The sequence below is a fragment of the Bradyrhizobium sp. USDA 3315 genome (genome assembly GCF_054056795.1).
On sequence record NZ_JBSRYP010000001.1, the window covers coordinates 4,108,003 to 4,129,751 of the forward strand.

A 21,749-nucleotide genomic window follows, 5' to 3' on the forward strand; every position below is an offset into this window, starting at 1 on the left:
GGCCGCGCCGATATCATTAATCAAAGGTTACGACCGGCCGCGCGATTCGATCGCGCGGCCTTATCTCTTTGTTGATCCCGTTCCTTTCCATTTGCTCAACCAAACTTAAACGCTTTGCGGAGAAGCTGACCTGAGTTCCGTCAGGCGCGTCGATGTTGCGCGCCGCTGCGTTTTCGGCGTTTTCGAAGGTTGGTTTCATGGACGATCTGTTGCGCGAGTTCCTGACGGAGAGCAGCGAGAGCCTGGATACGGTCGACAACCAGCTGGTGCAGTTCGAGCAGGATCCGAACAACGCGAAGATCCTGGATAACATCTTCCGGCTTGTGCACACCATCAAGGGCACCTGCGGCTTCCTCGGGCTGCCGCGGCTCGAGGCGCTGGCGCATGCCGGCGAGACCTTGATGGGCAAATTCCGCGACGGCATGCCGGTGACGGCGGAAGCCGTGACGCTGATCCTGTCCTCGATCGACCGCATCAAGGAGATCCTCGGCGGGCTCGAGGCGACCGAAGCCGAGCCCGAGGGCAACGACCGCGATCTGATCGATCAGCTGGAAGCGATGGTCGAGCACGGCATGGCGGCGATGTCCGATTCGACGCAGTCGATATCGTCAGGCTCGACGCAGTCGATGCCGGTTGCTGCTGAAGAAGACGTGCCGGTCGTCGAAGCTCCGTCGGTGCAGGCGGCGATGACCGAAGGCACGCTGGTGGTGCAGACGCTGGAGCGTCCGCTGCGTCCGGGCGAGGTCTCGCTCGACGAGCTCGAGCGCGCCTTCCGCGAGACCGAGACCGAAGCCACCGCACCGGCGCCGGTCGTGAAGCCTGCACCTGCCGCCGCCGCCGAGCCGGCTGAGGCTGCGAAGAAGCCGGCCCGCAAGGCCGCCGGTGAGGAGGTCCAGGAAGGCGACAAGATCGCCAACCAGTCGATCCGGGTCAATGTCGACACCCTCGAACACCTCATGACCATGGTCTCCGAGCTGGTGCTGACCCGCAACCAGCTGCTGGAGATCTCCCGCCGCAACGAGGACACCGAGTTCAAGGTGCCGCTGCAGCGGCTCTCCAACGTCACCGCCGAGCTGCAGGAAGGCGTCATGAAGACGCGCATGCAGCCGATCGGCAATGCCTGGCAGAAGCTGCCGCGCATCGTCCGCGACCTCTCCGGCGAACTCGGCAAGCAGATCGAGCTCGAGATGCATGGCGCCGACACCGAGCTCGACCGCCAGGTGCTCGACCTGATCAAGGATCCGCTGACGCACATGGTGCGCAACTCCGCCGATCACGGGCTGGAGACCACCGCCGAGCGGGTCGCCGCCGGCAAGGGAGAACAGGGCACCATTCGCCTCTCCGCCTATCACGAAGGCGGCCACATCATCATCTGCATCGCCGACAATGGCCGCGGGCTCAACACCGAGCGGATCAAGGCCAAGGCGCTCCAGAACGGTCTCGTCACCGAGGCTGAACTGGAGAAGATGACCGAGGCCCAGATCCACAAGTTCATCTTCGCGCCGGGCTTCTCGACCGCCGCACAGGTCACCTCGGTGTCCGGCCGCGGCGTCGGCATGGACGTGGTGCGCACCAATATCGACCAGATCGGCGGCACCATCGACATCAAGAGCGTGGCCGGCGAGGGCGCCTCGGTCACCATCAAGATCCCGCTGACCTTGGCGATCGTCTCCGCTTTGATCGTGGAAGCCGGCGGCGACCGCTTTGCGATTCCTCAATTGTCTGTCGTCGAGCTGGTGCGGGCCCGCGCCAACTCCGAGCACCGCATCGAGCGGATCAAGGACACCGCAGTGCTGCGCCTGCGCAACAAGCTGCTGCCGCTGATCCACCTCAAGAAGCTCTTGAAGATCGACGACGGCGCGACGACTACGGATGCCGAGAATGGCTTCATCGTGGTCACTCAGGTGGGCAGCCAGACCTTCGGCATCGTGGTCGACGGCGTGTTCCACACCGAGGAGATCGTGGTCAAGCCGATGTCGACCAAGCTGCGGCACATCGACATGTTCTCCGGCAACACCATCTTGGGCGATGGCGCCGTGATCATGATCATCGACCCCAACGGGATCGCAAAAGCCCTCGGTGCGTCCGGCTCCTCGGCCCATGACCTCGCCGACGACAATGCGAACGCCCATGCCGCAAGCGGCGAGCAGCTGACCTCGCTGTTGGTGTTCCGCGCCGGCTCCCTGCAGCCCAAGGCGGTGCCGCTCGGCCTCGTCACCCGGCTGGAGGAGATCGCAACCGACAAGATCGAGCTCTCGAACGGCCGCTACATGGTGCAGTACCGCGAGCAGCTGATGCCGCTGGTGCAGATGGCCGGCGTCGAGGTGCAGAGCCAGGGCTCGCAGCCGATCCTGGTGTTCGCCGACGACGGCCGCTCGATGGGGCTCGTGGTCGACGAGATCATCGACATCGTCGAGGAGCGGCTCAACATCGAGGTCGCGGGTTCGCAGGACGGCATTTTGGGTTCGGCCGTGATCAAGGGCCAGGCCACCGAGGTGATCGACGTCGGCCACTTCCTGCCGATGGCGTTCGCCGACTGGTTCTCGCGCAAGGAGATGCGCCCGTCGGCCTCGGCGCAGTCGGTGCTGCTGGTCGATGACTCAGCGTTCTTCCGCAACATGCTGGCGCCGGTGCTCAAAGCCGCCGGCTACAAGGTCAGGACCGCGGGCGGCGCGCAGGAAGGGCTCGCGGCGCTGCGTTCGGGACAGAGCTTCGACGTCGTGCTGACCGACATCGAGATGCCCGAGATGAACGGCTTTGAGTTCGCCGAGAACATCCGAAGCGACCACAATCTGATCGGGCTGCCGATCATCGCGCTGTCGGCGATGGTGTCGCCGGCGGCGATCGAGCGCGGCCGGCAGGCCGGCTTCCACGACTATGTCGCCAAGTTTGATCGTCCCGGGCTGATCGCGGCGCTGAAGGAGCAGACCGCCGAACTGCGCCGGGCGGCGTGACCGGATGCAAGGAAACGAATTGATGACCAACAAGACCGAGACAAGCGAAGGCGCGATGGCCGAATACGTCACCGCCGTGATCGGCGGGCAGCTGTTCGGCCTGCCGATCTCGCGGGTGCAGGACGTGTTCATGCCGGAGCGGCTGACGCGGGTGCCGCTGGCCTCCAGCGAGATCGCCGGCGTGCTCAATCTGCGCGGACGTATCGTCACCGTGGTCGACATGCGCGCCCGGCTCGGGCTGCCGAAGGCCGATGACGGCCAGCTGCCGATGGCGGTCGGCGTCGACCAGCGCGGCGAATCCTATGGCCTGTTGATCGACCAGATCGGCGAGGTGCTGCGGCTCTCCGAAAACAGCCGCGAGGACAACCCGGTCAACCTCGATCCCCGCATGGCCAAGCTCGCCGGCGGCGTCCACCGCCTCGACGGCCAGCTCATGGTCGTCCTCGATGTCGATCGCGTGCTCGAACTGGTGCCCGACGCCAAAGCGGCGTGAACAGGGCCGCCCGAACTGAAGAACTGAAACATCCCACCGGGGATGAGGAAGTAGAGGTCGCAGATGAGAACCTGTCTTGTTGTCGATGACTCAAGCGTCATTCGCAAGGTCGCCCGCCGCATCCTGGAAGGGCTCGATTTCCAGATCGTCGAGGCCGAGGACGGCGCCAAGGCGCTCGAGGCCTGCAAGCGCGCGATGCCGGAAGCGGTGCTGCTCGACTGGAACATGCCGGTCATGGACGGCTACGAGTTTCTCGGCAATCTCCGCCGCATGCCCGGCGGCGATCAGCCCAAGGTCGTGTTCTGCACCACCGAGAATGACGTCGCGCATATCGCACGCGCGCTGCATGCCGGTGCCAACGAGTACATCATGAAGCCGTTCGACCGGGACATCGTCACCGCGAAGTTCCAGGAAGTCGGACTCATTTAGAGCATGATCCGGAAAAGTGGGAACCGGTTTTCCGAGAAGACCATGCTGACTTAGATTCTTCGTTCGATCCGGCGGCAGAAGCCCTCGGCTCAACGGTCGTTGTGCGTCGTGTTGCGTCGCTGGTGAAGTCATGAGTGTTGCGTTGACAAGTACTGCGGTCCCGACATCGACCCGTTCCGACAAGGTGCGGGTGATGGTGGTCGACGATTCCGTGGTGATCCGCGGGATGATCTCGCGCTGGATCGGCGCCGAGCCCGACATGGAGGTCGTCGCCTCGCTGCGCACCGGTCTCGACGCCGTCAACCAGCTCGAGCGCATCAACCCCGATGTCGCGGTGCTCGATATCGAGATGCCAGACCTCGACGGCATCTCGGCGCTGCCGCAGCTGCTGGCGAAAAAGCGCGATCTCGTCGTCATCATGGCCTCCACGCTGACCCGCCGCAACGCGGAGATCAGCCTGAAGGCTCTCTCGCTCGGTGCGTCCGACTACATTCCGAAGCCGGAAAGCACGCGCGAGGCCACCGCCGCGGAAACCTTCCGCCACGACCTGATCCAGAAGATCCGTCATCTCGGCGCCAGGGCGCGGCGCGGCCCGGTGCACACGACGGCAAGCCCGCCGCTTGCGCCCGGTCATGACAGATCGCGTCCGCTGACTCCCGCTGCCGCGCACACGGCGCCGGCCCAGGCCACGCGCCGTTCGTTCGGCCTGCTGCCGCCCAAGGTGCTGCTGATCGGCTCGTCGACCGGCGGACCGCAGGCGCTGATGACGCTGGTCGCCGAGATCGGCCCGGTGATCGATCGCTTCCCGGTGCTGATCACCCAGCACATGCCGCCGACCTTCACCACCATTCTCGCCGAACATCTGGCGCGTACCAGCAAGCGGCCGGCGCATGAGGGGATCGACGGCGAGAGCATCAAGCCGGGCCAGATCTATCTGGCGCCGGGCGGACGCCACATGCGGATTGCCCGTCACGGCATCGATGCCACGATCGCGCTCGACGACGGACCGCCGGTCAATTTCTGCAAGCCCGCGGTCGATCCGATGTTCACCTCCGCGATCGACGTCTGGCAGGGCAGCATCATGTCGGTGATCCTGACCGGCATGGGCTCCGACGGCATGCGCGGCGGCAAGGACATCGTCGCCGCCGGCGGCAGCGTGATCGCGCAGGACGAAGCAACCAGCGTGGTGTGGGGCATGCCCGGTGCCGCGGTCAATGCCGGCATCTGCGCCGCGGTGCTGCCGCTCAATCAGATCGCACCGAAGCTTGTTCGGGTATTTGCGGGAGACCGTTCGTGACGCCGCTGGACTACGAGTATCTGCGTAAGCTGCTGAAAGAGCGTTCCGGCCTCGATCTCTCCGCCGACAAGCAATATCTCGTCGAGAGCCGCCTGCTGCCCTTGGCGCGCCGGTCGAACCTCGCCGGGATTCCCGAGCTGGTGCAGCGGATGAAGGGCGGCGCGGAGCTGCTGACATCGGAGGTGGTCGAAGCGATGACCACCAACGAGACCTTCTTCTTTCGCGACAAGATCCCGTTCGACCATCTGAAGGAAGCGGTGCTGCCCGCGCTCGCGCAGGCGCGCGCGGCGCGCCGCAGCTTGCGCATCTGGTGCGCGGCGTCGTCGACCGGGCAGGAGCCGTATTCGATCGCGATGCTGCTGAAGGAGATGACTGCGCTGTTTGCCGGCTGGCGGATCGAGATCATCGCCACCGACCTGTCGCAGGCGGTGCTCGAAAAGGCGAAGGCCGGCTTGTTCAGCCAGTTCGAGGTGCAGCGCGGCCTGCCGATCCAGCTGCTGGTCAAGTATTTCGTGCAGCAGGGCGAGCTCTGGCAGCTCAACGCCGATATCCGCGGCATGGTGCAGCACCGCCAGCTCAATCTGTTGCAGGACCTGTCGCATCTCGGCACCTTCGACGTGATCTTCTGCCGCAACGTGCTGATCTATTTCGATCAGCAGACCAAGGCCGGTATCTTCGGCAAGGTGTCCCGGATGCTCGAGCCCGACGGCGTGCTGGCGCTTGGCGCGGCGGAATCCGTGGTCGGCATCACCAACCTGTTCAAACCATATCCCGACCGGCGCGGGCTCTATCAGCCGACCACTGCGCCAGTCGCGCGCGCCGGCGCCGCGCTGCATGTGCTGAAGGCGGTTGCGTCCGCTGCGCGGTGAGACGAGATACCCCGCTCTAACTCCGTCACCCTGAGGAGCCGCGAAGCGGCGTCTCGAAGGGTCGACGGCCATCAGCCGGGCCGTGCATCCTTCGAGGCTCGCAAGGGCTCGCACCTCAGGATGACGGCGACAGAGCCGCGTTCATCTCAACGTTCATGAACTACAGAATCGCGTGCGGCAGGAAGCGCGAAGTGTTGCCGGTGATTGGATTCTCGTCTTCCCGAATCGAGAGTCCGCAGGGCGTGCCGTCCACCAGCCAGCTGCCGAGCACCGGATACTGCCCGGAAAAATTCGGCAGCGGCGCCAGCGCCTGGCGGATGAAGCCCTCGGCGCCGTAGGGGCCTTGCTCGGCGACCAGCGTAACGCCGGCGCTGACCAGCTCGACATTGGCGCCCTCGCGCGAATAGATCGGCTTGCGCACGAACGAGGTCCCGAGCTGGGCGGCCTGCGGGTCGTCCTCGAAATAGGCCGGCAGCAGATTGGGGTGGTTCGGGAACATCTCCCAGAGCAGCGGCAGGATGCCCTTGTTGGAGAGGATCGCCTTCCATGGCGGCTCGATCCATTGCGTCGGCGCGGTCGCGAGGTTCTTGCCGAACGCGTCGTGGAACATCCATTCCCACGGATAGAGCTTGAACGCGAGCGCGATCGGGCGTTCGTCGAGGTCGACGAACTGACAGTCGTCGCGCAGTCCGATCTCCTCGATGTCGAGCAGCGTGGTCTTCAGCCCGGCCTGCGCCGCGGTGTCCTCGAGATAGGCGAGCGTGCCGGCGTCCTCGGGATTTCCGGTCAGTCCGGTGAGATGCAGCGGGTGGGTCGCGCCGATCCTTTTCCAGGCCTCGATCAGCCGGTCGTGGATCGAGTTGAACTGGTCGGCGCGCTTCGGGATGATGTTGCGCGCAATCGCCTGTTCGAGCCAGGTCCATTGAAATACCGCGGCCTCGAAGATCGAGGTCGGCGTGTCGGCATTGTATTCGAGCAGCTTGGCCGGGCCGCGGCCGTCGAAGGTGAGATCGAGCCGGCCGTACAGGCTCGGATTCCTGCGGCGCCAGCTTGCCGCGATCAGATCCCAGAACGCCTCCGGTATCTTCAGCCGGCGCAGATAGCGCTCATCCCTGACCGCGCGTCCGGCGAGCTCGAGACACATCGCGTCGATTTCGCCGGTCGGCGCCTCGATCGAGCGCTCGATCTCGTCCAGCGTGAAGGCGTAATAGGCGCGCTCGTCCCAGTACCGTTCGCCGTCGATGGTGTGGAAGGTGAAGCCGGCGTTCTCGGCAGTCGTCCGCCAATCGTCGCGTTCGGGACATGCGATGCGTTGCATGAGGGGAAACCGCGTTCGCTCGTCAGCCTGGTGTCAGCTTCCGCCGTGCGACGGATCGTCGTCGCCGTAGCGGGCGATGGTGCGCGGCGCGCCGCCGAAGCCCCCGGAGGGTGACCGTTCCGCGGACTTTCGCTTCGCGTCGTGTCCTGCGTGGTGATGGTGGCTGCGGGCATGGCTTGTCGTCAGGCCGATCGACGCCGCGCCGATCGCGATACTTCCCATCAATTTCAGCCATACCCGGCGCGAGCGTTTCATGGACGCAATCCCTGCCTTGCCGTCTGCGGAGCGCGGAGTTTCCATCAGCTGCGTTCGCCGGGCAAGCGAAAGCGCGATGACACGGCGATGACACGGCAACATGCATCAGCCGCCGCTAAAGCCGAACGCATGCGCGAATGAACCGAAGCCGCCGCGGCTCACCGACGAGCTTGACGATGAGCTCGAGGAAGAGGAGGTGCCGCTCGACGAGGAGTTGCTGTTATAGAAGCTGCTGCGCGACGAGCCGCTGCTGCCGCCCGATCCGGACGATGAGCTGCGCGCCGTGCAGTCGACGCCGGGTTGTGGCGGGACCGGTGTGACGACGCCCGGTGCGGTGACGCCCGGCGGCGTCGGCGGCACCGGCTGGCAATTCGGCCGCGGCATCAGCGCGTAGGCGCTGCCGCCGACCGCGAGCGTTCCCATCAAGAGCAGCGCGACGTGGTTGGAGCGCTTGGATGGCGCATCCGGCCGCGGCGGCGTCGGCACCGCCGGCACGACCGGTCGCCGTTTGCCGAAGTCCGGGTTCGGTTTGCGCGCCATGGTTTGGCTCAACGGCTCAGTAGATCATGCAGGCCGCGTTCAGCGCGCCTGCGGCCAGCGAGGACAGCCCGAGCCAGATCGCCGGCGCCATTTCGCCGGAGGCGATCCGCCCCGACAGGTTCGGCACCGGGATCTTCACGATGTAATAGACGATGATCTGCACGATCAGCGCGATGATGCTCCAGATCAGGCAGTCCACCACATTGGCGGAGTGGGCGATCGCGCTGACCACCGGCAGCACGAAGCCGAGCAGGCTTAAGCCCAGCGCAATCGCCGCCGCCGGATCGTTGTCGCGGATCAGCTGGAATTCGTCATGCGGGGTGACGCGCGTGTAGACGAAGAGGTAGGCGACCACGGCGATCAGCGCCGTGCAGAAATAGACCAGGAACGCCGGCAGGCCGGCGAGGGATTGCAGGATCATGTCGGGGCGGTCCGGGAGTTCGTCGGGATTCGCGCGAGGCAGGATTGCACGTTCCCTTGGTCGGCGCATGCCGAGAGCCGGTTCAATCCAAACAAAAACCCCGCCATTTGCGGCGGGGTTCAGGTCGAAAGGAGCGAACCTTGCGGTTCTCTGCGGGCCCAGAAGGTCAGGCGGGAATACGCTCGTCGGCCTCGTGCGGCTCGCGCAGCACGTAGCCGCGGCCCCACACGGTCTCGATGAAGTTGCGGCCTTCGGAGGCGTTGGCGAGCTTCTTGCGGAGCTTGCAGATGAAGACGTCGATGATCTTCAGCTCCGGCTCGTCCATGCCGCCGTAGAGATGGTTGAGGAACATTTCCTTGGTGAGGGTGGTGCCCTTGCGGAGCGAGAGCAGCTCCAGCATCTGGTATTCCTTGCCGGTCAGATGCACGCGCTGGCCGCCGACCTCGACCGTCTTGGTGTCGAGATTGACCACGAGATCGCCGGTCTGGATGACCGATTGGGCGTGCCCCTTGGAGCGGCGCACGATCGCGTGGATGCGGGCAACCAGCTCGTCCTTGTGGAAGGGCTTGGTCATGTAGTCGTCGGCGCCGACGCCGAGACCCTTGACCTTGTCCTCGATGCCGGCGAGGCCGGAGAGGATCAGAATGGGAGTCTTGATCTTCGAAACCCGGAGCTGCTTGAGCACGTCGTAGCCGGACATGTCGGGCAGGTTGAGGTCGAGCAGGATGATGTCGTAGTCGTAAAGCTTGCCGAGATCGACACCTTCTTCGCCGAGGTCCGTCGTGTAGACGTTGAAACTCTCGGATTTGAGCATCAATTCGATCGACTGCGCGACGGCGCTATCATCTTCAATCAGCAAAACGCGCATGCCAGTCCCCTATAGTCGCCGCTCCGGGCGTCAGGTCGGCCGCACTTGCGGCACTCACAAAACGCCTTTGAACAACTGATTCGGATCCTGACGAGATATGGTTAACAAAAACTGATTCCTCGACGCAAGCTCTAACCGTGCAATTTTTGTCGAATCGCCCTAAGATATTGCGTAGAAGAAGCTTTTCCTAACCGCGCTCGTTCAGTTTCCACATTAAGAGCCGGGCCTAACCGACTCTCGCGACTCGCCCTTCTTCTGATGGGCAAGCGACCTCAGTCACCAAAGACAGTGACGCAATGATTAATGATGCGGGTAAACACGAAGTTAAGCGGCCGGAGCAAAAAAGCGGAAACTTAAGGTTTTCGCAATGAAGGCGCTCGCGGAGCAGATCGGCGACATCGACGGCGTCAATATTTATGGCCGCGTGGTCGGCGTCCGCGGGTTGATGGTCGAGATCGCGGGCCCCATTCACGCGATGTCGGTCGGCGCCCGCATCGTGATCGACGTCGGCGCGGGCCGCTTCATTCCCGCCGAGGTGATCGGCTTCTCCGGCGAGAACGCGGTGGTGATGCCGTTCGGCGGATTAGATGGCGTGAGGCGCGGTTGCCGCGCGGTGATCGCCAATGCGGCGAGCCAGGTGCGGCCGTCGCCGGCCTGGCTTGGCCGCGTCGTCAACGCGATGGGCGAGCCGATCGACGGCAAGGGCCCGCTGGTGCAGGGCGCCTCGCCGATGTCCTACCGCAACTCGCCGCCGCCGGCGCATTCGCGCAAGCGGGTCGGTCCGCCGCTCGATCTCGGCGTGCGCGGTCTCAATACTTTCCTGACCTGCTGCCGCGGCCAGCGGCTCGGCATCTTCGCCGGCTCCGGCGTCGGCAAGTCGGTGCTGCTGTCGATGCTGGCGCGCAATGTCGATGCCGCGATCTCGGTGATCGGGCTGATCGGCGAACGCGGCCGCGAGGTGCAGGAATTCCTCCAGGAGGATCTCGGCGAGGAGGGGCTGGCGCGCTCGGTCGTGGTGGTCGCGACCTCGGACGAGCCGGCGCTGATGCGGCGCCAGGCAGCGTATCTGACGCTCGCCATCGCGGAATATTTCCGCGACGAGGACCAGGATGTGTTGTGCCTGATGGACTCGGTGACGCGCTTTGCGATGGCGCAGCGCGAGATCGGCCTCTCGGCGGGCGAGCCGCCGACCGCCAAGGGCTACACGCCGACGGTGTTCACCGAACTGCCCAAGCTGCTCGAGCGGGCAGGGCCGGGCACCGGCGACGGCACCATCACCGCGATTTTCACCGTGCTGGTCGACGGCGACGATCACAATGAGCCGATCGCGGACGCGGTGCGCGGCATCCTCGACGGCCATATCGTGATGCAGCGGGCGATCGCCGAGCGCGGCCGCTATCCCGCGGTCAACATCCTCAAGTCGGTGTCGCGCACCATGCCGCGGTCGGCCGACCCCGACTTCCTGCCCTACATCAACAAGGCGCGGCAGGTGATGGCGACCTATGCCGACATGGAGGAATTGATCCGGCTCGGGGCCTACCGGCCGGGTTCCAGCGCGGAGGTCGACGAGGCGATCCGGCTGCATGAGCCGCTCGAGGCCTACCTGCGCCAGGCCAAGGACGAGTCCACCAGCCTTCCCGACGGCTACCGGCAACTGGCTCAAATCCTGTCGGGTTTGGAAACGGAACGCTAACTTTGTCGGGCCATCATCACCGGCACACCATAGCTATGCCGGCGGGGCCCAGCGGGGAGCCGGCTCTGTCCCGCGTTCAGATTTGGGACTTCTGGGGAGTATGAGTCGATGAAGTCACGTGAAACGCTGATTCGCCTGAAGAAATTTCAGGTCGACGAGAAGCGCCGTCGGGTTACCCAGATCGAAGGCATGATCGCCGACTTCCAGCGCATGTCGGTCGAGCTCGAGCGCGAGATCCAGACCGAGCAGGAGCGCGCCGGGATCGACGACCCCACGCACTTCGCCTATCCGACCTATGCCAAGGCCGCGATCCAGCGCCGCGAGAACCTGACCCGTTCGGCCGACGAACTGCGCGCCCAGCTCGACGACGCCAAGGCGCTGCTGTCGGAGGCATTCGAGGAATTGAAGAAGGTCGAGTTGCTCGACGAGCGCGACCAGGCGCGCGAACGCGCGGAGGAGAGCGCTCGCGAACAAGCCGACATGGATTCGATCGGCCTGATGCGGGCCCGTCTCGGCGTCATCGCCTGAACCCTCGCTCCCTCCGCTGACCAGATTGAGAGCCCGGGCCGATCGCCCGGGCTTTTTGCTGGGCGCTGTCCACAAGCCGCCGACTTGCCGGCCACTTGTTAGCCCCTTGTTAGCCCCTTGGCGGATCGTGGTGTCCCAAAATATGCTACCACCGGTCCGGACGGGATGATCGGCAGCACGGTGGCAATGAGGCGATGGGGGATCGGGGCTTGGAGGGCGCAAGATGCTGACGCCGGCTGAGCTGGTCTGGCTGATCGCCGCCGTCGCCAAGGGAGATGAGGCCGCCTTTGAGCGGCTGTACGCCGCGACCCGCGCGAAACTCTTCGGTGTCGTGCTCCGTATCTTGCGGCGACAGGACCTCGCCGAGGAGGTCATTCAGGAGGCTTACGTCAAGATCTGGAACAGCGCCGGGCAGTTCAACCCAGCCCTGTCGTCCCCGATCACGTGGATGACGTCGATCGCGCGCAACCGCGCCATCGACGTAGTGCGCAAGCGCGGCGAGGCCTCGCTGGAGGACGAGCCGGCCGCGATGGAGGTCGCAGCCGACCAGCCCGATCCGCTGGCGCGACGGGAGATGACGGAAGAGTTGAAGCGATTGCTGGAGTGCGTCGGTCGTCTGGAGCCGGATCGTCAGAAGCTCGTGCTGCTCGCCTATTACAACGGCTGGAGCCGCGAGCAGCTCGCCGCAAAGTTCGAGACGCCGGTGAACACGGTGAAGACTTGGCTGCGACGCAGCCTGATGGATATCCGGGAGTGTCTTGGACTCTGATTGATGGCCTATAGCGAAGACCATATCGCGCTCGCCGCGGAATATGCGCTCGGTACGCTCGATGCCGAGGAGCGCGCGCAGGTCGAGACCATGATGGCCGTCGACAGCGAGTTCGCAGCGCTGGTGCAGGCCTGGCAGTTCAGGCTCGGGCCGCTGAACCAGATGGTCGGCCTGGTCGAGCCGCGTCCGGTGGTCTGGGACAACATCAAGGCGGCGATCGGCCCCGCGAGCGCGCCGCAGGCGCCGCTGGTGCTGCCGGAGACGCCGGCCACGACGGTGACGCCGCCGCCTTCGCCAATCACGGACGATCCCGAATTCGGCTCGGCGTTCGATCCGGAGCCTGCACAGTTGCCCGAGCCCCGGAGGCTGCCCGAGGCCAGACCGCCGCGGGTCATCTTCGACGAACGCAACGTGACCGCGCTGACGGGCCGCGTGAAACGCTGGCGCGGTATCGCGTCGGCCGCGACCGCGATCGCGGCCGCGCTGCTGGTGACGCTCGGCCTGCAGATCTACAAGCCCGACGCTCTGCCGAATGCGATCCGGCCGAAGCCGCGCATCCAGACCGTCGAAGTGAAGACGCCGGCGCCAGCGTTGACGCCGTCGGCGCAATATGTCGCGCTGCTGCAGGGGCCGAGTGGCGGGCCGGCCTTCATCATGACCATCGACGGCGCCACCAAGAATTTTACCGTCCGCAAGGTCGGCGCCCCGTCGGAGCCCGGCAAGAGTTTCGAGCTCTGGCTGATCTCCGACAAGCTGCCGCAGCCGCGCTCGCTCGGCGTGATCGGCGCCGATGATTTCACCGCGCGGCCGGTGCTGTCGGGCTACGATTCTGACGTGATCAACGGCGCCACCTATGCGGTGACCGTCGAGCAGGCCGGCGGCTCGCCGAACGGCCAGCCGACCTCGGCGCCGATCTTCACCGGCAAGCTGATCGAGACCGTGCCGGGCGCGTCGGCTTCGCCGCCGCGATAGGCCAGCCGCCCATCGTCAGAGGTTGCCGATGGTGGCCGTCCGTCATTGCGAGCGCAGCGAAGCAATCCATCCTTCCGCACGAGCGGTGACAGTGGATTGCTTCGCTGCGCTCGCAATGACGTGAATAAGATGTCGCGTCGGCCACCCGCAAAAAAAGAAAACGCCCGTGGGGAGCGGGCGTTTTCGATAGTCAACTTGGGGGTAGTTGGGGGTCTTAAATATCCACGCAGCGACTTTGGGGGGCTGTAAAGAACACTACGTGAATTCGTGAAACTCTCCTGTTAGCGGACCAGCGAGTTGCTGGTGCTGGTGATCGCGACCGGCTTGCCGGCCTTCATGACCCGCGCCGTCTGCGTGTATCCCTCATCCGACGAATTATGTGCCGCGATGCCGAAGCCCGCGACCAGGATACCGGCGAACAACGCCACAACCACAATCTTCAGGTGCGTCATACGATCGGCGCTGTAGATCGAGTGGTTCATGGAAGTCTCCTGCCGCCTTCCTGCTCTCAGTAAATCTGTCGGTTCGGTCTGTTGTCCGGTTCAACGTCTCGTGCCCCGCTAACGTAGGATTTGCCGATTCCGTTCCCTAGAGGCCATCACAAGGCCGTGATGAGACGTGATCGGGCGCGATCAGAAATGACCCTTTGGTAATCCGAGACGCATTAAAGCTATTTAATATCAGTGTCTTGGGATTATGCTGGGATGCTGCATCCCAGATAGGGCCGTTCCGGCCTGTTCTGCATAAATCAGTTGCCTGTGGCGAGAAAGCACAGACGAAAACGCAAGTGATTTGCGGCCCCTAGCTCGTTTTCGCGCGAAGTGGACGCCCGGCTCGCGTGCAGAAAACGCTTCCGAACAAGTGACTCTAAACGCTGCCGACCGTCTTCAGCCGGGCCCTGGGATGGATCTCGGCTTGCGACAGGACGGTGGTCTGCGAGCGGAACCGTTCCACCAGTGAGCGAACGAACGGCCGGATCGCGGCCGACGTCACCAGGACCGGCGCCTCGCCCTCGCGCGCCGCCTGCTCGAAGGCGTTGCGCACGGCGGTCATGAACTCCGACAGTTTCGAGGGCTGCATCGCCAGGCTGCGGTCGTCACCGGTGCCTACGATCGACTCCGCAAACGCCTGCTCCCAGCGCGCCGACAGCGCAATCAGCGGCAAATAGCCATTCGGCGAGGTGTTTTGTGCGCAGATCTGGCGGGCCAGCCGGGCACGAACGTGCTCGACCATGGTGGCCGGATTGCGCGAGAACGCCAGCGCGTCGGCGATGCCTTCGAGGATGGTCGAGAGATCGCGGATCGAGATGCGCTCGGCGAGCAGCAATTGCAGCACGCGCTGGATGCCCGACACCGTGACCTGGCCCGGCACGATGTCCTTGATCAGCTCGCCTTGCTCCTTCGGCAGGTCCTTCAAGAGCTTCTGCACCTCGCCGTAGGACAACAGGTCCGCCATGTTGGTCTTGAGCAGCTCGGTCAGATGCGTCGACAGCACGGTCGCGGCGTCGACCACGGTGTAGCCCTTCAGCGCGGCCTCTTCCTTCAGGCCGGCGTCGACCCAGGTCGCCGGCAGGCCGAAGGTCGGCTCGATGGTGTGGATGCCGGGCAGTTGCACCTGGTTGCCGGCGGGGTCCATGACCATGAACTGGCTCGGCCAGATCTTGCCGGTGCCGGCGTCGACTTCCTTGATCTTGATGACGTAGCTGTTGGCTTCGAGCTGGACGTTGTCGAGGATGCGCACCGCCGGCATCACGAAACCCATCTCTATGGCCAGCGAGCGGCGCAGCGCCTTGATCTGCTCGGTCAGGCGGTCGGTGCCGTCGGGGCCGTTAACCAGCGGCAGCAGCGCGTAGCCGAGCTCGATCTTGAGGTCGTCGATCTTCAGCGCGGCGGCGATCGGCTCCTCCGCGGCCGCAGCGGCGGCGGCCGCGGCTGCAGCAGGGGCGGCGGCTGCTGCCGTTTCGGCCGCCTTCGCAGCCCGCTTCTGCTTGCGTGCGTTCCAGGCCAGCACCGCGGCGCCGGAGCCGAGCGCCAGGAACGGCAGCGTCGGAATGCCCGGCAGCAGCGCCAGCACCAGCATCACGCCGGCCGACATGCCGAGCGCCTGCGGATAGCCGGAGAGCTGGCGCATCAGCGCCTTGTCGGCGGCGCCGGTGATGCCGGCCTTGGAGACCAGGAGGCCGGCGGCGGTCGAGACGATCAGCGCGGGCACCTGGGTGACGAGGCCATCGCCGACCGTCAGCACGGTGTAGGTGCGGGCGGCTTCGCTGAAGGAGAGGCCCTGCTGGGCGACGCCGATGATAATGCCGCCGACGATGTTGATGCCGACGATCAAAAGACCGGCGATGGCATCGCCGCGGACGAATTTCGAGGCACCGTCCATGGCGCCGAAGAAGCCGCTCTCGTCTTCCAGCGCCTTGCGGCGCTCCTTGGCGGCCTTCTCGTCGATCAGGCCGGCGGAGAGATCGGCGTCGATCGCCATCTGCTTGCCGGGCATCGAATCCAGCTGGAAGCGTGCGGCAACTTCGGCGATGCGGCTCGAACCCTTGGTGATGACCACGAAGTTCACGATCACCAGGATCGCGAACACGATGATGCCGATCACGAAGTTGCCGCCCATCACGAAGTTGCCGAACGCCTCGATGACGTGGCCGGCGGCCGCCGTGCCCTCGTGGCCGTGGCTCAGGATCAGCCGGGTCGAGGCCATGTTCAGCGACAGCCGCAGCATGGTCGAGATCAGCAGGATGGTCGGAAACGACGAGAATTCCAGCGGCGCCTGGATGAACAGCGAGGTCATCAGGATCAGGATCGAGACCGTGATCGAGACCGCCAGGAAAAGGTCGAGCACGATCGAGGGCAGCGGCAGAATCAGCACCACCAGGATGGTGAGGACGCCGATCGCCAGCGCGATATCGCCGCGCTTCAGGATGTCGCCGATCTCGCCGAGGCTCGGCAATCCGCTCTTGCCTGCCGTGCCCTGACCCGCCGTGATGTCGACCATGGTAGCCGCGCTCCCCCGCGACTGGCGGCTGCGGCCGCCAAGCGTCTGCGCGACGGCCGCAGGGCCGCCGTTCCGAAAGTGAGGCACCGCGCTGGCGTTCACGGGGATCTCCGCCCGTTAGACGCGTTCGACGACACTCGACTTCACTCGGCAATTCTTGCCGGGTGTATGGTTAGCAAAGGGTTAATAAGGGCCGTCCAAAGGCCGCGCGGAGGGGGTGCGCGGACGTCGCGGCCCGAGGCGTCGGGGGTTCGGGCGGGTAGGCTGGATCGTCCGGCTGTTCGGGGATGGCCTCGCGGCCTCTATTTGAGCGCACCGAGCACGACGCCCGATGCGGCGATGATGCCGAGCGTGATGACGCTGGCGCGCCATAAGAACTGCTGCCGGGCGGCGCGCCGGTCATGAAAGGCCAGCCAGTCGTGGACAAAGCCCGCGGGGATGTCGAACACCACCGCCGACTTGTTGCGACGGTGCGTTTCATGCTCGCAGTACATCGTCCGGACTGTCGGCACGCCCAGCCGCTCGAGCTCGCAGTGCCATTCCCAGGCATGCTTGCCGTTGGTCCAGCGATTTTCGAAAGGGATCACGTGTGATTCCATGACGAGCCTCCTGGCCCACCCTTGAACCTCACGCGATAAGTCTAGCCGATTTCATGGGCTGGCGCGAGATTGACGCTGCACCGGGGCTCTTGCCCGTGCGGCGCGATGGCGGTAACTCGTCCGGGCGCGCCATGGAGCGTCCCCGGCGGCCCTGCGCCGGGTCTGCCCGGCGGTGCAGGGGCCCGCTTTAGGCGGGCTCAGTCCAACTGCGCCAATGCGTCGGTTGAACATGGACGTGGTCATTTGAACCAACGACCCAGTCGGCGCCGTCCTTGTGGCAGGGGACCACGAGCGCATGGACCATTCCATCATAGTCCAGGACACAGACTTCAAGATCCCGGTCTGCTGGCGCAGTTGAAACGGGTAGCCATTCTGCGGGCAAGGTATGCATGATGTACCCTCCGATGAAATGCATGCGGTTCTCTCGGCGCGACGGCCGGGGGCGTGGGGCATCTGGCTTGACGCCAGCACGCGAGCGTCTGTCGCTCGTCAGTTCCGTCACAGGCAGCGCTGCCGGCCTGCGACGCACAATCCACCGTCCGAACGATCTTGGCACGGATGACGAATGGCAAGTGTGAACCAGCTCGCACTGCTTTCAATCTTCTTCGACAGGATGATCGCCGTCGCGCGATCGATATTCCTACACGTCCGGACACTTTCTCAAGTCGTATGCACGAGCACGATCAGTCCCGCCACAATCAACGCGGCGCCGGCGGCATAGCTGAGGCGGTGGCCGACCGGGAGCAGCTTCTCGCAGGCGACGTAGACGGTGATGCCGACGATCCAGAGCAGGTTCATCACGCCGCCGACGAACAGCAATGCCATCAGGAACCAGCAGCAGCCGAGGCAGTAAAGGCCGTGCCGCAGCCCCATGCGCAGCGCACCGGCCGTGCCCGGTTGCCAGTGCCGGCTCAGGAACAGCACCGGGCTCTGGCAGTAGCGCAGGCAGGCGCGCTTGAGCGGCGTGAACTGGTAGAGCCCGGCCAGCAGCAGGACGCCGCTGGCGAGCGTCGCGCTGGTAGCAGCCATCGCCATCGACAAGAGGCCGGCGAGGTCGAGTTGCCATTGCGCCAGCGTCGCGGCGAGGCTGAAGCCGGCCCAGATCACGAGATAGCCGCACAGGAATATCCAGGCCTCAGCGAGGGGAGAGGGCGTTGCCGATTGCTTGCGCTTCAGGGCGGCGAACAGCAACACCATCGGCGCGGCGCTCGAGATCATCATGGCGACCATCATCGTCAACCACATGACGAACACCAGCACGGCATAGGAAGGCGTCCATGGCGTCGGATCCATCGGCATATCAGCCATGCTCATGTCGATGCCGGCGCCGGCCAGGAGATAGGCCCAGGCCAGCGCCATCACCGCGGCGATGCCGCCTGCAAAGATCAGGCGGTCATGCCGCAGGACGTGTTCGAGCGCCGATGTCTCGCTCATGGTGGGATCCCAGCAGCCGAACGGCCGAACGGCGTCCGGCCGTGTCAGGCCGCGACGCCGTCCGGCGTCTGCACGACGTTGGCGAGCGAGCTGTGCGAGCCCTTGGTCTCGTACTTGATCGCCCCGGTCGAGCGGATGTTGGAGGAGGCCACCTCGGCCCCCCTATGCTCGAACCCCTCCGGCATCACGACCTGGATGCGATGCGGCGTGCCGGTGACAGGATTCTTGATCGGCTCGACCTCGGTCTCCAGCACGCCCTTGGCGACGAGCTTGGCGACGCGCCCGTTCTTGTCGAAGGAGAACTCGATCGGCACGAACACCGGATCATGGATCTTGGTCACGATCAGGCTGAAGATCTGGAACAGCGTGCCTTCGGCCGAATTCTTGCCGGACAGGATGTTGAACAGCGCTTCGCGCTGTTCCGCCGTGGCGCGCTCGTCGATGATCGGCTGCATCTGCCCGTTGCCCTCGTGAAGCGCGCCGGGAAAGTCGACGGTTGCCGCGAACACCAGGCCGTCGAGCTTGGTGCTGCCGAAATGCCCCTTGGTGATCCGCATGCCGACCATGCCTTTGCAGGAACCATGCGTCGGCAGCGCATTGAAATCGCAGGGGCAGCCAAATGCACAATTGCAGTTCTTGATCCATTCGCCTTCGAGACGCCAGTCAGAAGCCATGGCAAACCTCCATATGACTGTCGGTGATCAATGCAGGCGCTTCAGAATGCCTTCCGCTTCAAAAAAAACCGGATCAGTTCAAGTAGGCCGGGATCATAGCAGCAACCGGTCCGGCGGTACAGGAAGCGCTGACGCCCGATCGCCCAAACATCGCCGCGGCGGCGCACGGAGGCGCCGATCGGGGAGGGAGGACGGACCGGGATTGAACGTCCCAGCCTCGACGTCAGACGAAATACCGAGCAAGTCGCTTCGTGTCGGGGGATTCCATGACAAGCCAAGGAGACCGTGCGGCGGTAACGACCGGCAAACCCTGGATTGGTGGTTTCAGGGCTGTCGCGGCTGTCACCCTTTCCGTCGCGACGGGTGCTGCCGCAAAGCCTCCGGGCCAGGACGCCGCCATGATGCGCATGCTGGCGTGCGACGGCGAAGGCGTCAGGATGGAGGTCTATCTACCGCTATCGGTTGCATTGGCAGGCCAAGGCCTGCGCGCCGGCCAGACGGTGATCGGCTACTACGCGCTCGACCTGACCGAGGCCAACAAGGGCAAGCCGCTTGAGCCGGTTCGCGTCACGATGAGCGCGGACAAGAAGACGGTGACCGTCGACCAGTACACAAGGGGACTGCCGCCGACACAGATTCCGGTGGGCGGGGGCACGGTCGATTTCGATCAGCGGTTTGCGAAACGCGCCAAATGCGGCCCGTTCCAGTCGCAGGACCCGAACTTCGGGAATTGATGCGACGCTAGCCGCGCGCGAATCCGCCGCGGAGCGTGCCGTTTCAAGGGGCGGCGTCCCCTTGCTGGCGCATGCCTAATCTCTCGGCAATGTGGCTTGACCCGGAGGCAAATGCCGACGAAGTTCCGCCTGCCGTGGTAATTTCTTCTGAATTTTCCCCTGAAGTCGCTACGTTCATTCCCGACTCGCGCCGGGCATGGCTGCGCCTTGTCGTGGCCGTGGTGATTGGCTCGCTCGGCAGCGTCGGCATGTGGTCGGTCGTGGTGGCGCTGCCCGTGGTGCAGACGGACTTCGGCGCGACCCGCGGAACGGCCTCGCTCGCCTTCACCATGGTGATGCTCGGCTTCGGCCTCGGCCAGGTCGTGACCGGCAAGATCAGCGACCGCTACGGCATCGTCGCGGCGATCGGCGCCGGGATCGGCATCCTCGGCCTCGGCTATGTCGGCGCCGGCTACGCGCCGTCGATCTGGGCCTTCATCCTGCTGCATTTTGCCATCGGCCTGTCGTCGGCGGCGACCTTCGGCCCGTTGATGGCGGAGGCGTCGCACTGGTTCGAGCGCTACCGCGGCCTCGCGGTCGCGATCGCCGCGAGCGGCAATTACGTCGGCGGTACGGTGTGGCCGCCGCTGGTCAATTTCGGCATGCAGAGTGTCGGCTGGCGCACCACCCATATTGCAATCGGCATCTTCACCGCGATCGCGATGTTGCTGGCACTCATGGTGCTGCGCGTGTTGATGGGCGCGGCGACCAGGCGCAGCCATGGCAACGCGGCACCACCCCGGGTCGACCTCAAGCTTTCCACCAACGCGCTGACCGCGATCCTGTCGCTCGCGTCGATTTCCTGCTGCGTGGCGATGTCGATGCCGCAGGTCCATATCGTCGCCTATTGCGGCGATCTCGGCTACGGCGTGGCGCGCGGCGCCGAGATGCTGTCGCTGATGCTCGGCTTCGGCATCATCAGCCGGATCGGCTCCGGCTTCCTCGCCGACCGGATCGGCGGCATCCGCACGCTGCTGATCGGCTCGATCGCGCAAGGCGCAGCGCTGTTGTTCTATCTGTTCTTCGACAGCCTGACCTCGCTCTACATCATCTCGGCGATGTTCGGCCTGTTCCAGGGCGGCATCGTGCCGAGCTACGCGATCATCGTGCGCGAGGCGATGCCGGCGTCGGAGGCCGCGACGCGGATCGGCATCGTGATCTTCGCCTCGGTGTTCGGCATGTCCTTTGGCGGCTGGATCTCGGGTGTGATCTTCGACGCCACCGGCTCCTACGCCGCCGCCTTCGCCAACGGCCTCGCCTGGAACCTGCTCAATGTCAGCATCATCCTGCTGCTCATGATGCGCTCGCGGCAGCGGGTGGCGCTGGCGTAATTCTCGATCACACCGCCTGGCCGGCCTTGAGCAATGAGCAGCCGGTGATCTTCAGGCTGCCGTCGGCCTGCCGCTCCAGCGTGTAGAGCGCCTCCCACGCCTCGCCATTGGCGTCGACGATATGGACGCGCTGCGCGATCCGGTCGCCGTCGCTGCGCGCCTCGCCGAACTCGAAGCTCCTGTGCCGATAGACCGGCGCGTATTGGCTCTGCACCATCGACATGAAGATGTCGGCTTGCGGAAAGATCTGCCGGATCGCCGGCGCGGCATGCGAATAGGCCGCCGCGGCGTCGTCGCGGCCGAACGCCTGCTCCTGCGCGCGGATCACGGCCTGCGCGGCGCCGACGTCGTCGGCCGCTGCGGGAGCGAGCGAGCCGAGCAGAATAGCGACGAACATCACGATGATGCGCATGCGGTGGCACCGTCGACAGTCGGACCTTCCAGTCGCCGCAAGGCTACTCCCGCGCGACCACGGCGGCAACGGAGCAGGCGCGGAGCAGGCGCGTTCGGCGGCTGGCTCCGAACGACCACG

General features: G+C 65.1%; 23 protein-coding genes. 11 read left to right on the forward strand and 12 right to left on the reverse strand.

Annotation, left to right across the window (positions count from 1 at the left end; translation table 11 throughout):
- Positions 1–16 precede the first annotated feature (16 nt).
- The gene (locus ACVIYL_RS18900; RefSeq protein WP_456779441.1) at positions 17–199 is read right to left on the reverse strand and encodes a hypothetical protein; all 183 of its coding nucleotides are present in this window, start codon (positions 197–199) and stop codon (positions 17–19) included.
- Between ACVIYL_RS18900 and ACVIYL_RS18905 the strand changes: the two genes are divergently transcribed.
- The 5 genes from ACVIYL_RS18905 (at position 198) to ACVIYL_RS18925 (ending at position 6,042) form a co-directional block, all read left to right on the forward strand.
- Positions 198–2,954 carry a hybrid sensor histidine kinase/response regulator gene (locus tag ACVIYL_RS18905; RefSeq protein WP_456779442.1) on the forward strand — a complete coding sequence of 919 codons (2,757 nt, stop codon included), beginning with the start codon at positions 198–200 and terminating at the stop codon, positions 2,952–2,954. The genes ACVIYL_RS18900 and ACVIYL_RS18905 overlap by 2 nt on opposite strands.
- A 22-nt stretch (positions 2,955–2,976) precedes the next feature.
- Positions 2,977–3,447 (forward strand): chemotaxis protein CheW, encoded by a 471-nt coding sequence (locus ACVIYL_RS18910; protein ID WP_456779443.1) that lies wholly within the window; start codon positions 2,977–2,979, stop codon positions 3,445–3,447.
- 63 nt (positions 3,448–3,510) lie between these two features.
- Positions 3,511–3,876 carry a response regulator gene (locus ACVIYL_RS18915; RefSeq protein WP_018273268.1) on the forward strand — a complete coding sequence of 122 codons (366 nt, stop codon included), beginning with the start codon at positions 3,511–3,513 and terminating at the stop codon, positions 3,874–3,876.
- A gap of 130 nt (positions 3,877–4,006) precedes the next feature.
- Positions 4,007–5,173, forward strand: coding sequence for a protein-glutamate methylesterase/protein-glutamine glutaminase (locus tag ACVIYL_RS18920; RefSeq protein WP_456779444.1), 1,167 nt, complete (start codon positions 4,007–4,009; stop codon positions 5,171–5,173).
- On the forward strand, positions 5,170–6,042 hold the full coding sequence (locus ACVIYL_RS18925; protein ID WP_456779445.1) for a CheR family methyltransferase: 873 nt from the start codon (positions 5,170–5,172) through the stop codon (positions 6,040–6,042). Before ACVIYL_RS18920 ends, ACVIYL_RS18925 begins: the two co-directional genes overlap by 4 nt.
- Positions 6,043–6,202: 160 nt before the next feature.
- Here ACVIYL_RS18925 and ACVIYL_RS18930 read toward each other — a convergent pair whose 3' ends face one another.
- The 5 genes from ACVIYL_RS18930 to ctrA all read right to left on the reverse strand — a co-directional run bounded on the left by ACVIYL_RS18930 (position 6,203) and on the right by ctrA (position 9,444).
- Positions 6,203–7,360, reverse strand: coding sequence for a glutathionylspermidine synthase family protein (locus ACVIYL_RS18930; RefSeq protein WP_456779446.1), 1,158 nt, complete (start codon positions 7,358–7,360; stop codon positions 6,203–6,205).
- A gap of 33 nt (positions 7,361–7,393) precedes the next feature.
- Positions 7,394–7,615: a hypothetical protein gene (locus ACVIYL_RS18935; protein ID WP_304496725.1), complete on the reverse strand. Its 222-nt coding sequence runs from the start codon at positions 7,613–7,615 to the stop codon at positions 7,394–7,396.
- A gap of 105 nt (positions 7,616–7,720) precedes the next feature.
- A complete protein-coding gene (locus tag ACVIYL_RS18940) occupies positions 7,721–8,155 on the reverse strand; it encodes a hypothetical protein (protein ID WP_456779447.1) in 435 nt (144 codons plus the stop codon).
- Positions 8,156–8,171: 16 nt separating this feature from the next.
- On the reverse strand, positions 8,172–8,576 hold the full coding sequence (locus tag ACVIYL_RS18945) for a DUF350 domain-containing protein (RefSeq protein ID WP_057015189.1): 405 nt from the start codon (positions 8,574–8,576) through the stop codon (positions 8,172–8,174).
- A 166-nt stretch (positions 8,577–8,742) separates the two neighbouring features.
- Entirely contained in the window at positions 8,743–9,444 is a 702-nt protein-coding gene (gene ctrA / locus ACVIYL_RS18950; RefSeq protein WP_016848562.1) for a response regulator transcription factor CtrA, read from the reverse strand.
- A gap of 367 nt (positions 9,445–9,811) precedes the next feature.
- Between ctrA and fliI the strand changes: the two genes are divergently transcribed.
- The 4 genes from fliI to ACVIYL_RS18970 all read left to right on the forward strand — a co-directional run bounded on the left by fliI (position 9,812) and on the right by ACVIYL_RS18970 (position 13,406).
- Positions 9,812–11,137, forward strand: coding sequence for a flagellar protein export ATPase FliI (gene fliI, locus ACVIYL_RS18955; RefSeq protein WP_310881916.1), 1,326 nt, complete (start codon positions 9,812–9,814; stop codon positions 11,135–11,137).
- 108 nt (positions 11,138–11,245) lie between these two features.
- Positions 11,246–11,665, forward strand: a complete 420-nt coding sequence (fliJ, locus tag ACVIYL_RS18960; protein WP_456779448.1) for a flagellar export protein FliJ — start codon at positions 11,246–11,248, stop codon at positions 11,663–11,665.
- 223 nt (positions 11,666–11,888) lie between these two features.
- Entirely contained in the window at positions 11,889–12,434 is a 546-nt protein-coding gene (locus tag ACVIYL_RS18965; protein ID WP_016848566.1) for a sigma-70 family RNA polymerase sigma factor, read from the forward strand.
- A 3-nt stretch (positions 12,435–12,437) separates the two neighbouring features.
- Positions 12,438–13,406 (forward strand): anti-sigma factor, encoded by a 969-nt coding sequence (locus tag ACVIYL_RS18970; RefSeq protein WP_456779449.1) that lies wholly within the window; start codon positions 12,438–12,440, stop codon positions 13,404–13,406.
- Positions 13,407–13,687: 281 nt separating this feature from the next.
- Here ACVIYL_RS18970 and ACVIYL_RS18975 read toward each other — a convergent pair whose 3' ends face one another.
- The 5 genes from ACVIYL_RS18975 to ACVIYL_RS18995 form a co-directional block, all read right to left on the reverse strand.
- Positions 13,688–13,888, reverse strand: coding sequence for a hypothetical protein (locus ACVIYL_RS18975; RefSeq protein ID WP_092090232.1), 201 nt, complete (start codon positions 13,886–13,888; stop codon positions 13,688–13,690).
- Positions 13,889–14,273: 385 nt separating this feature from the next.
- A complete protein-coding gene (flhA, locus tag ACVIYL_RS18980; protein ID WP_456781855.1) occupies positions 14,274–16,406 on the reverse strand; it encodes a flagellar biosynthesis protein FlhA in 2,133 nt (710 codons plus the stop codon).
- Positions 16,407–16,708: 302 nt separating this feature from the next.
- Positions 16,709–17,005, reverse strand: coding sequence for a hypothetical protein (locus ACVIYL_RS18985; RefSeq protein ID WP_253607309.1), 297 nt, complete (start codon positions 17,003–17,005; stop codon positions 16,709–16,711).
- A gap of 660 nt (positions 17,006–17,665) precedes the next feature.
- A complete protein-coding gene (locus ACVIYL_RS18990; RefSeq protein WP_253607310.1) occupies positions 17,666–18,439 on the reverse strand; it encodes a DUF2182 domain-containing protein in 774 nt (257 codons plus the stop codon).
- Between the two features lie 44 nt (positions 18,440–18,483).
- Positions 18,484–19,113, reverse strand: a complete 630-nt coding sequence (locus tag ACVIYL_RS18995; RefSeq protein ID WP_057015186.1) for a DUF1326 domain-containing protein — start codon at positions 19,111–19,113, stop codon at positions 18,484–18,486.
- 266 nt (positions 19,114–19,379) lie between these two features.
- Here ACVIYL_RS18995 and ACVIYL_RS19000 point away from each other — a divergent pair, with 266 nt between their 5' ends.
- Positions 19,380–19,847, forward strand: a complete 468-nt coding sequence (locus tag ACVIYL_RS19000) for a hypothetical protein (protein ID WP_456779450.1) — start codon at positions 19,380–19,382, stop codon at positions 19,845–19,847.
- A 212-nt stretch (positions 19,848–20,059) separates the two neighbouring features.
- Complete coding sequence (locus ACVIYL_RS19005) at positions 20,060–21,217, forward strand: MFS transporter (RefSeq protein ID WP_375162585.1); 1,158 nt, start codon at positions 20,060–20,062, stop codon at positions 21,215–21,217.
- Positions 21,218–21,224: 7 nt separating this feature from the next.
- Here ACVIYL_RS19005 and ACVIYL_RS19010 read toward each other — a convergent pair whose 3' ends face one another.
- Positions 21,225–21,629, reverse strand: coding sequence for a DUF4864 domain-containing protein (locus ACVIYL_RS19010; protein ID WP_456779451.1), 405 nt, complete (start codon positions 21,627–21,629; stop codon positions 21,225–21,227).
- Positions 21,630–21,749: the final 120 nt, after the last annotated feature.

Coding starts and splice junctions, on each gene's coding strand:
- ACVIYL_RS18905 (WP_456779442.1), top strand. CDS start 198: ATGGACGATCTGTTGCGCGAGTTCCTGACGGAGAGCAGCGAGAGCCTG.
- ACVIYL_RS18900 (WP_456779441.1), bottom strand. CDS start 199: ATGAAACCAACCTTCGAAAACGCCGAAAACGCAGCGGCGCGCAACATC.
- ACVIYL_RS18910 (WP_456779443.1), top strand. CDS start 2,977: ATGACCAACAAGACCGAGACAAGCGAAGGCGCGATGGCCGAATACGTC.
- ACVIYL_RS18915 (WP_018273268.1), top strand. CDS start 3,511: ATGAGAACCTGTCTTGTTGTCGATGACTCAAGCGTCATTCGCAAGGTC.
- ACVIYL_RS18920 (WP_456779444.1), top strand. CDS start 4,007: ATGAGTGTTGCGTTGACAAGTACTGCGGTCCCGACATCGACCCGTTCC.
- ACVIYL_RS18930 (WP_456779446.1), bottom strand. CDS start 7,360: ATGCAACGCATCGCATGTCCCGAACGCGACGATTGGCGGACGACTGCC.
- ACVIYL_RS18935 (WP_304496725.1), bottom strand. CDS start 7,615: ATGAAACGCTCGCGCCGGGTATGGCTGAAATTGATGGGAAGTATCGCG.
- ACVIYL_RS18940 (WP_456779447.1), bottom strand. CDS start 8,155: ATGGCGCGCAAACCGAACCCGGACTTCGGCAAACGGCGACCGGTCGTG.
- ACVIYL_RS18945 (WP_057015189.1), bottom strand. CDS start 8,576: ATGATCCTGCAATCCCTCGCCGGCCTGCCGGCGTTCCTGGTCTATTTC.
- ctrA (WP_016848562.1), bottom strand. CDS start 9,444: ATGCGCGTTTTGCTGATTGAAGATGATAGCGCCGTCGCGCAGTCGATC.
- fliI (WP_310881916.1), top strand. CDS start 9,812: ATGAAGGCGCTCGCGGAGCAGATCGGCGACATCGACGGCGTCAATATT.
- fliJ (WP_456779448.1), top strand. CDS start 11,246: ATGAAGTCACGTGAAACGCTGATTCGCCTGAAGAAATTTCAGGTCGAC.
- ACVIYL_RS18965 (WP_016848566.1), top strand. CDS start 11,889: ATGCTGACGCCGGCTGAGCTGGTCTGGCTGATCGCCGCCGTCGCCAAG.
- ACVIYL_RS18970 (WP_456779449.1), top strand. CDS start 12,438: ATGGCCTATAGCGAAGACCATATCGCGCTCGCCGCGGAATATGCGCTC.
- ACVIYL_RS18975 (WP_092090232.1), bottom strand. CDS start 13,888: ATGAACCACTCGATCTACAGCGCCGATCGTATGACGCACCTGAAGATT.
- flhA (WP_456781855.1), bottom strand. CDS start 16,406: ATGGTCGACATCACGGCGGGTCAGGGCACGGCAGGCAAGAGCGGATTG.
- ACVIYL_RS18985 (WP_253607309.1), bottom strand. CDS start 17,005: ATGGAATCACACGTGATCCCTTTCGAAAATCGCTGGACCAACGGCAAG.
- ACVIYL_RS18990 (WP_253607310.1), bottom strand. CDS start 18,439: ATGAGCGAGACATCGGCGCTCGAACACGTCCTGCGGCATGACCGCCTG.
- ACVIYL_RS18995 (WP_057015186.1), bottom strand. CDS start 19,113: ATGGCTTCTGACTGGCGTCTCGAAGGCGAATGGATCAAGAACTGCAAT.
- ACVIYL_RS19000 (WP_456779450.1), top strand. CDS start 19,380: ATGACAAGCCAAGGAGACCGTGCGGCGGTAACGACCGGCAAACCCTGG.
- ACVIYL_RS19010 (WP_456779451.1), bottom strand. CDS start 21,629: ATGCGCATCATCGTGATGTTCGTCGCTATTCTGCTCGGCTCGCTCGCT.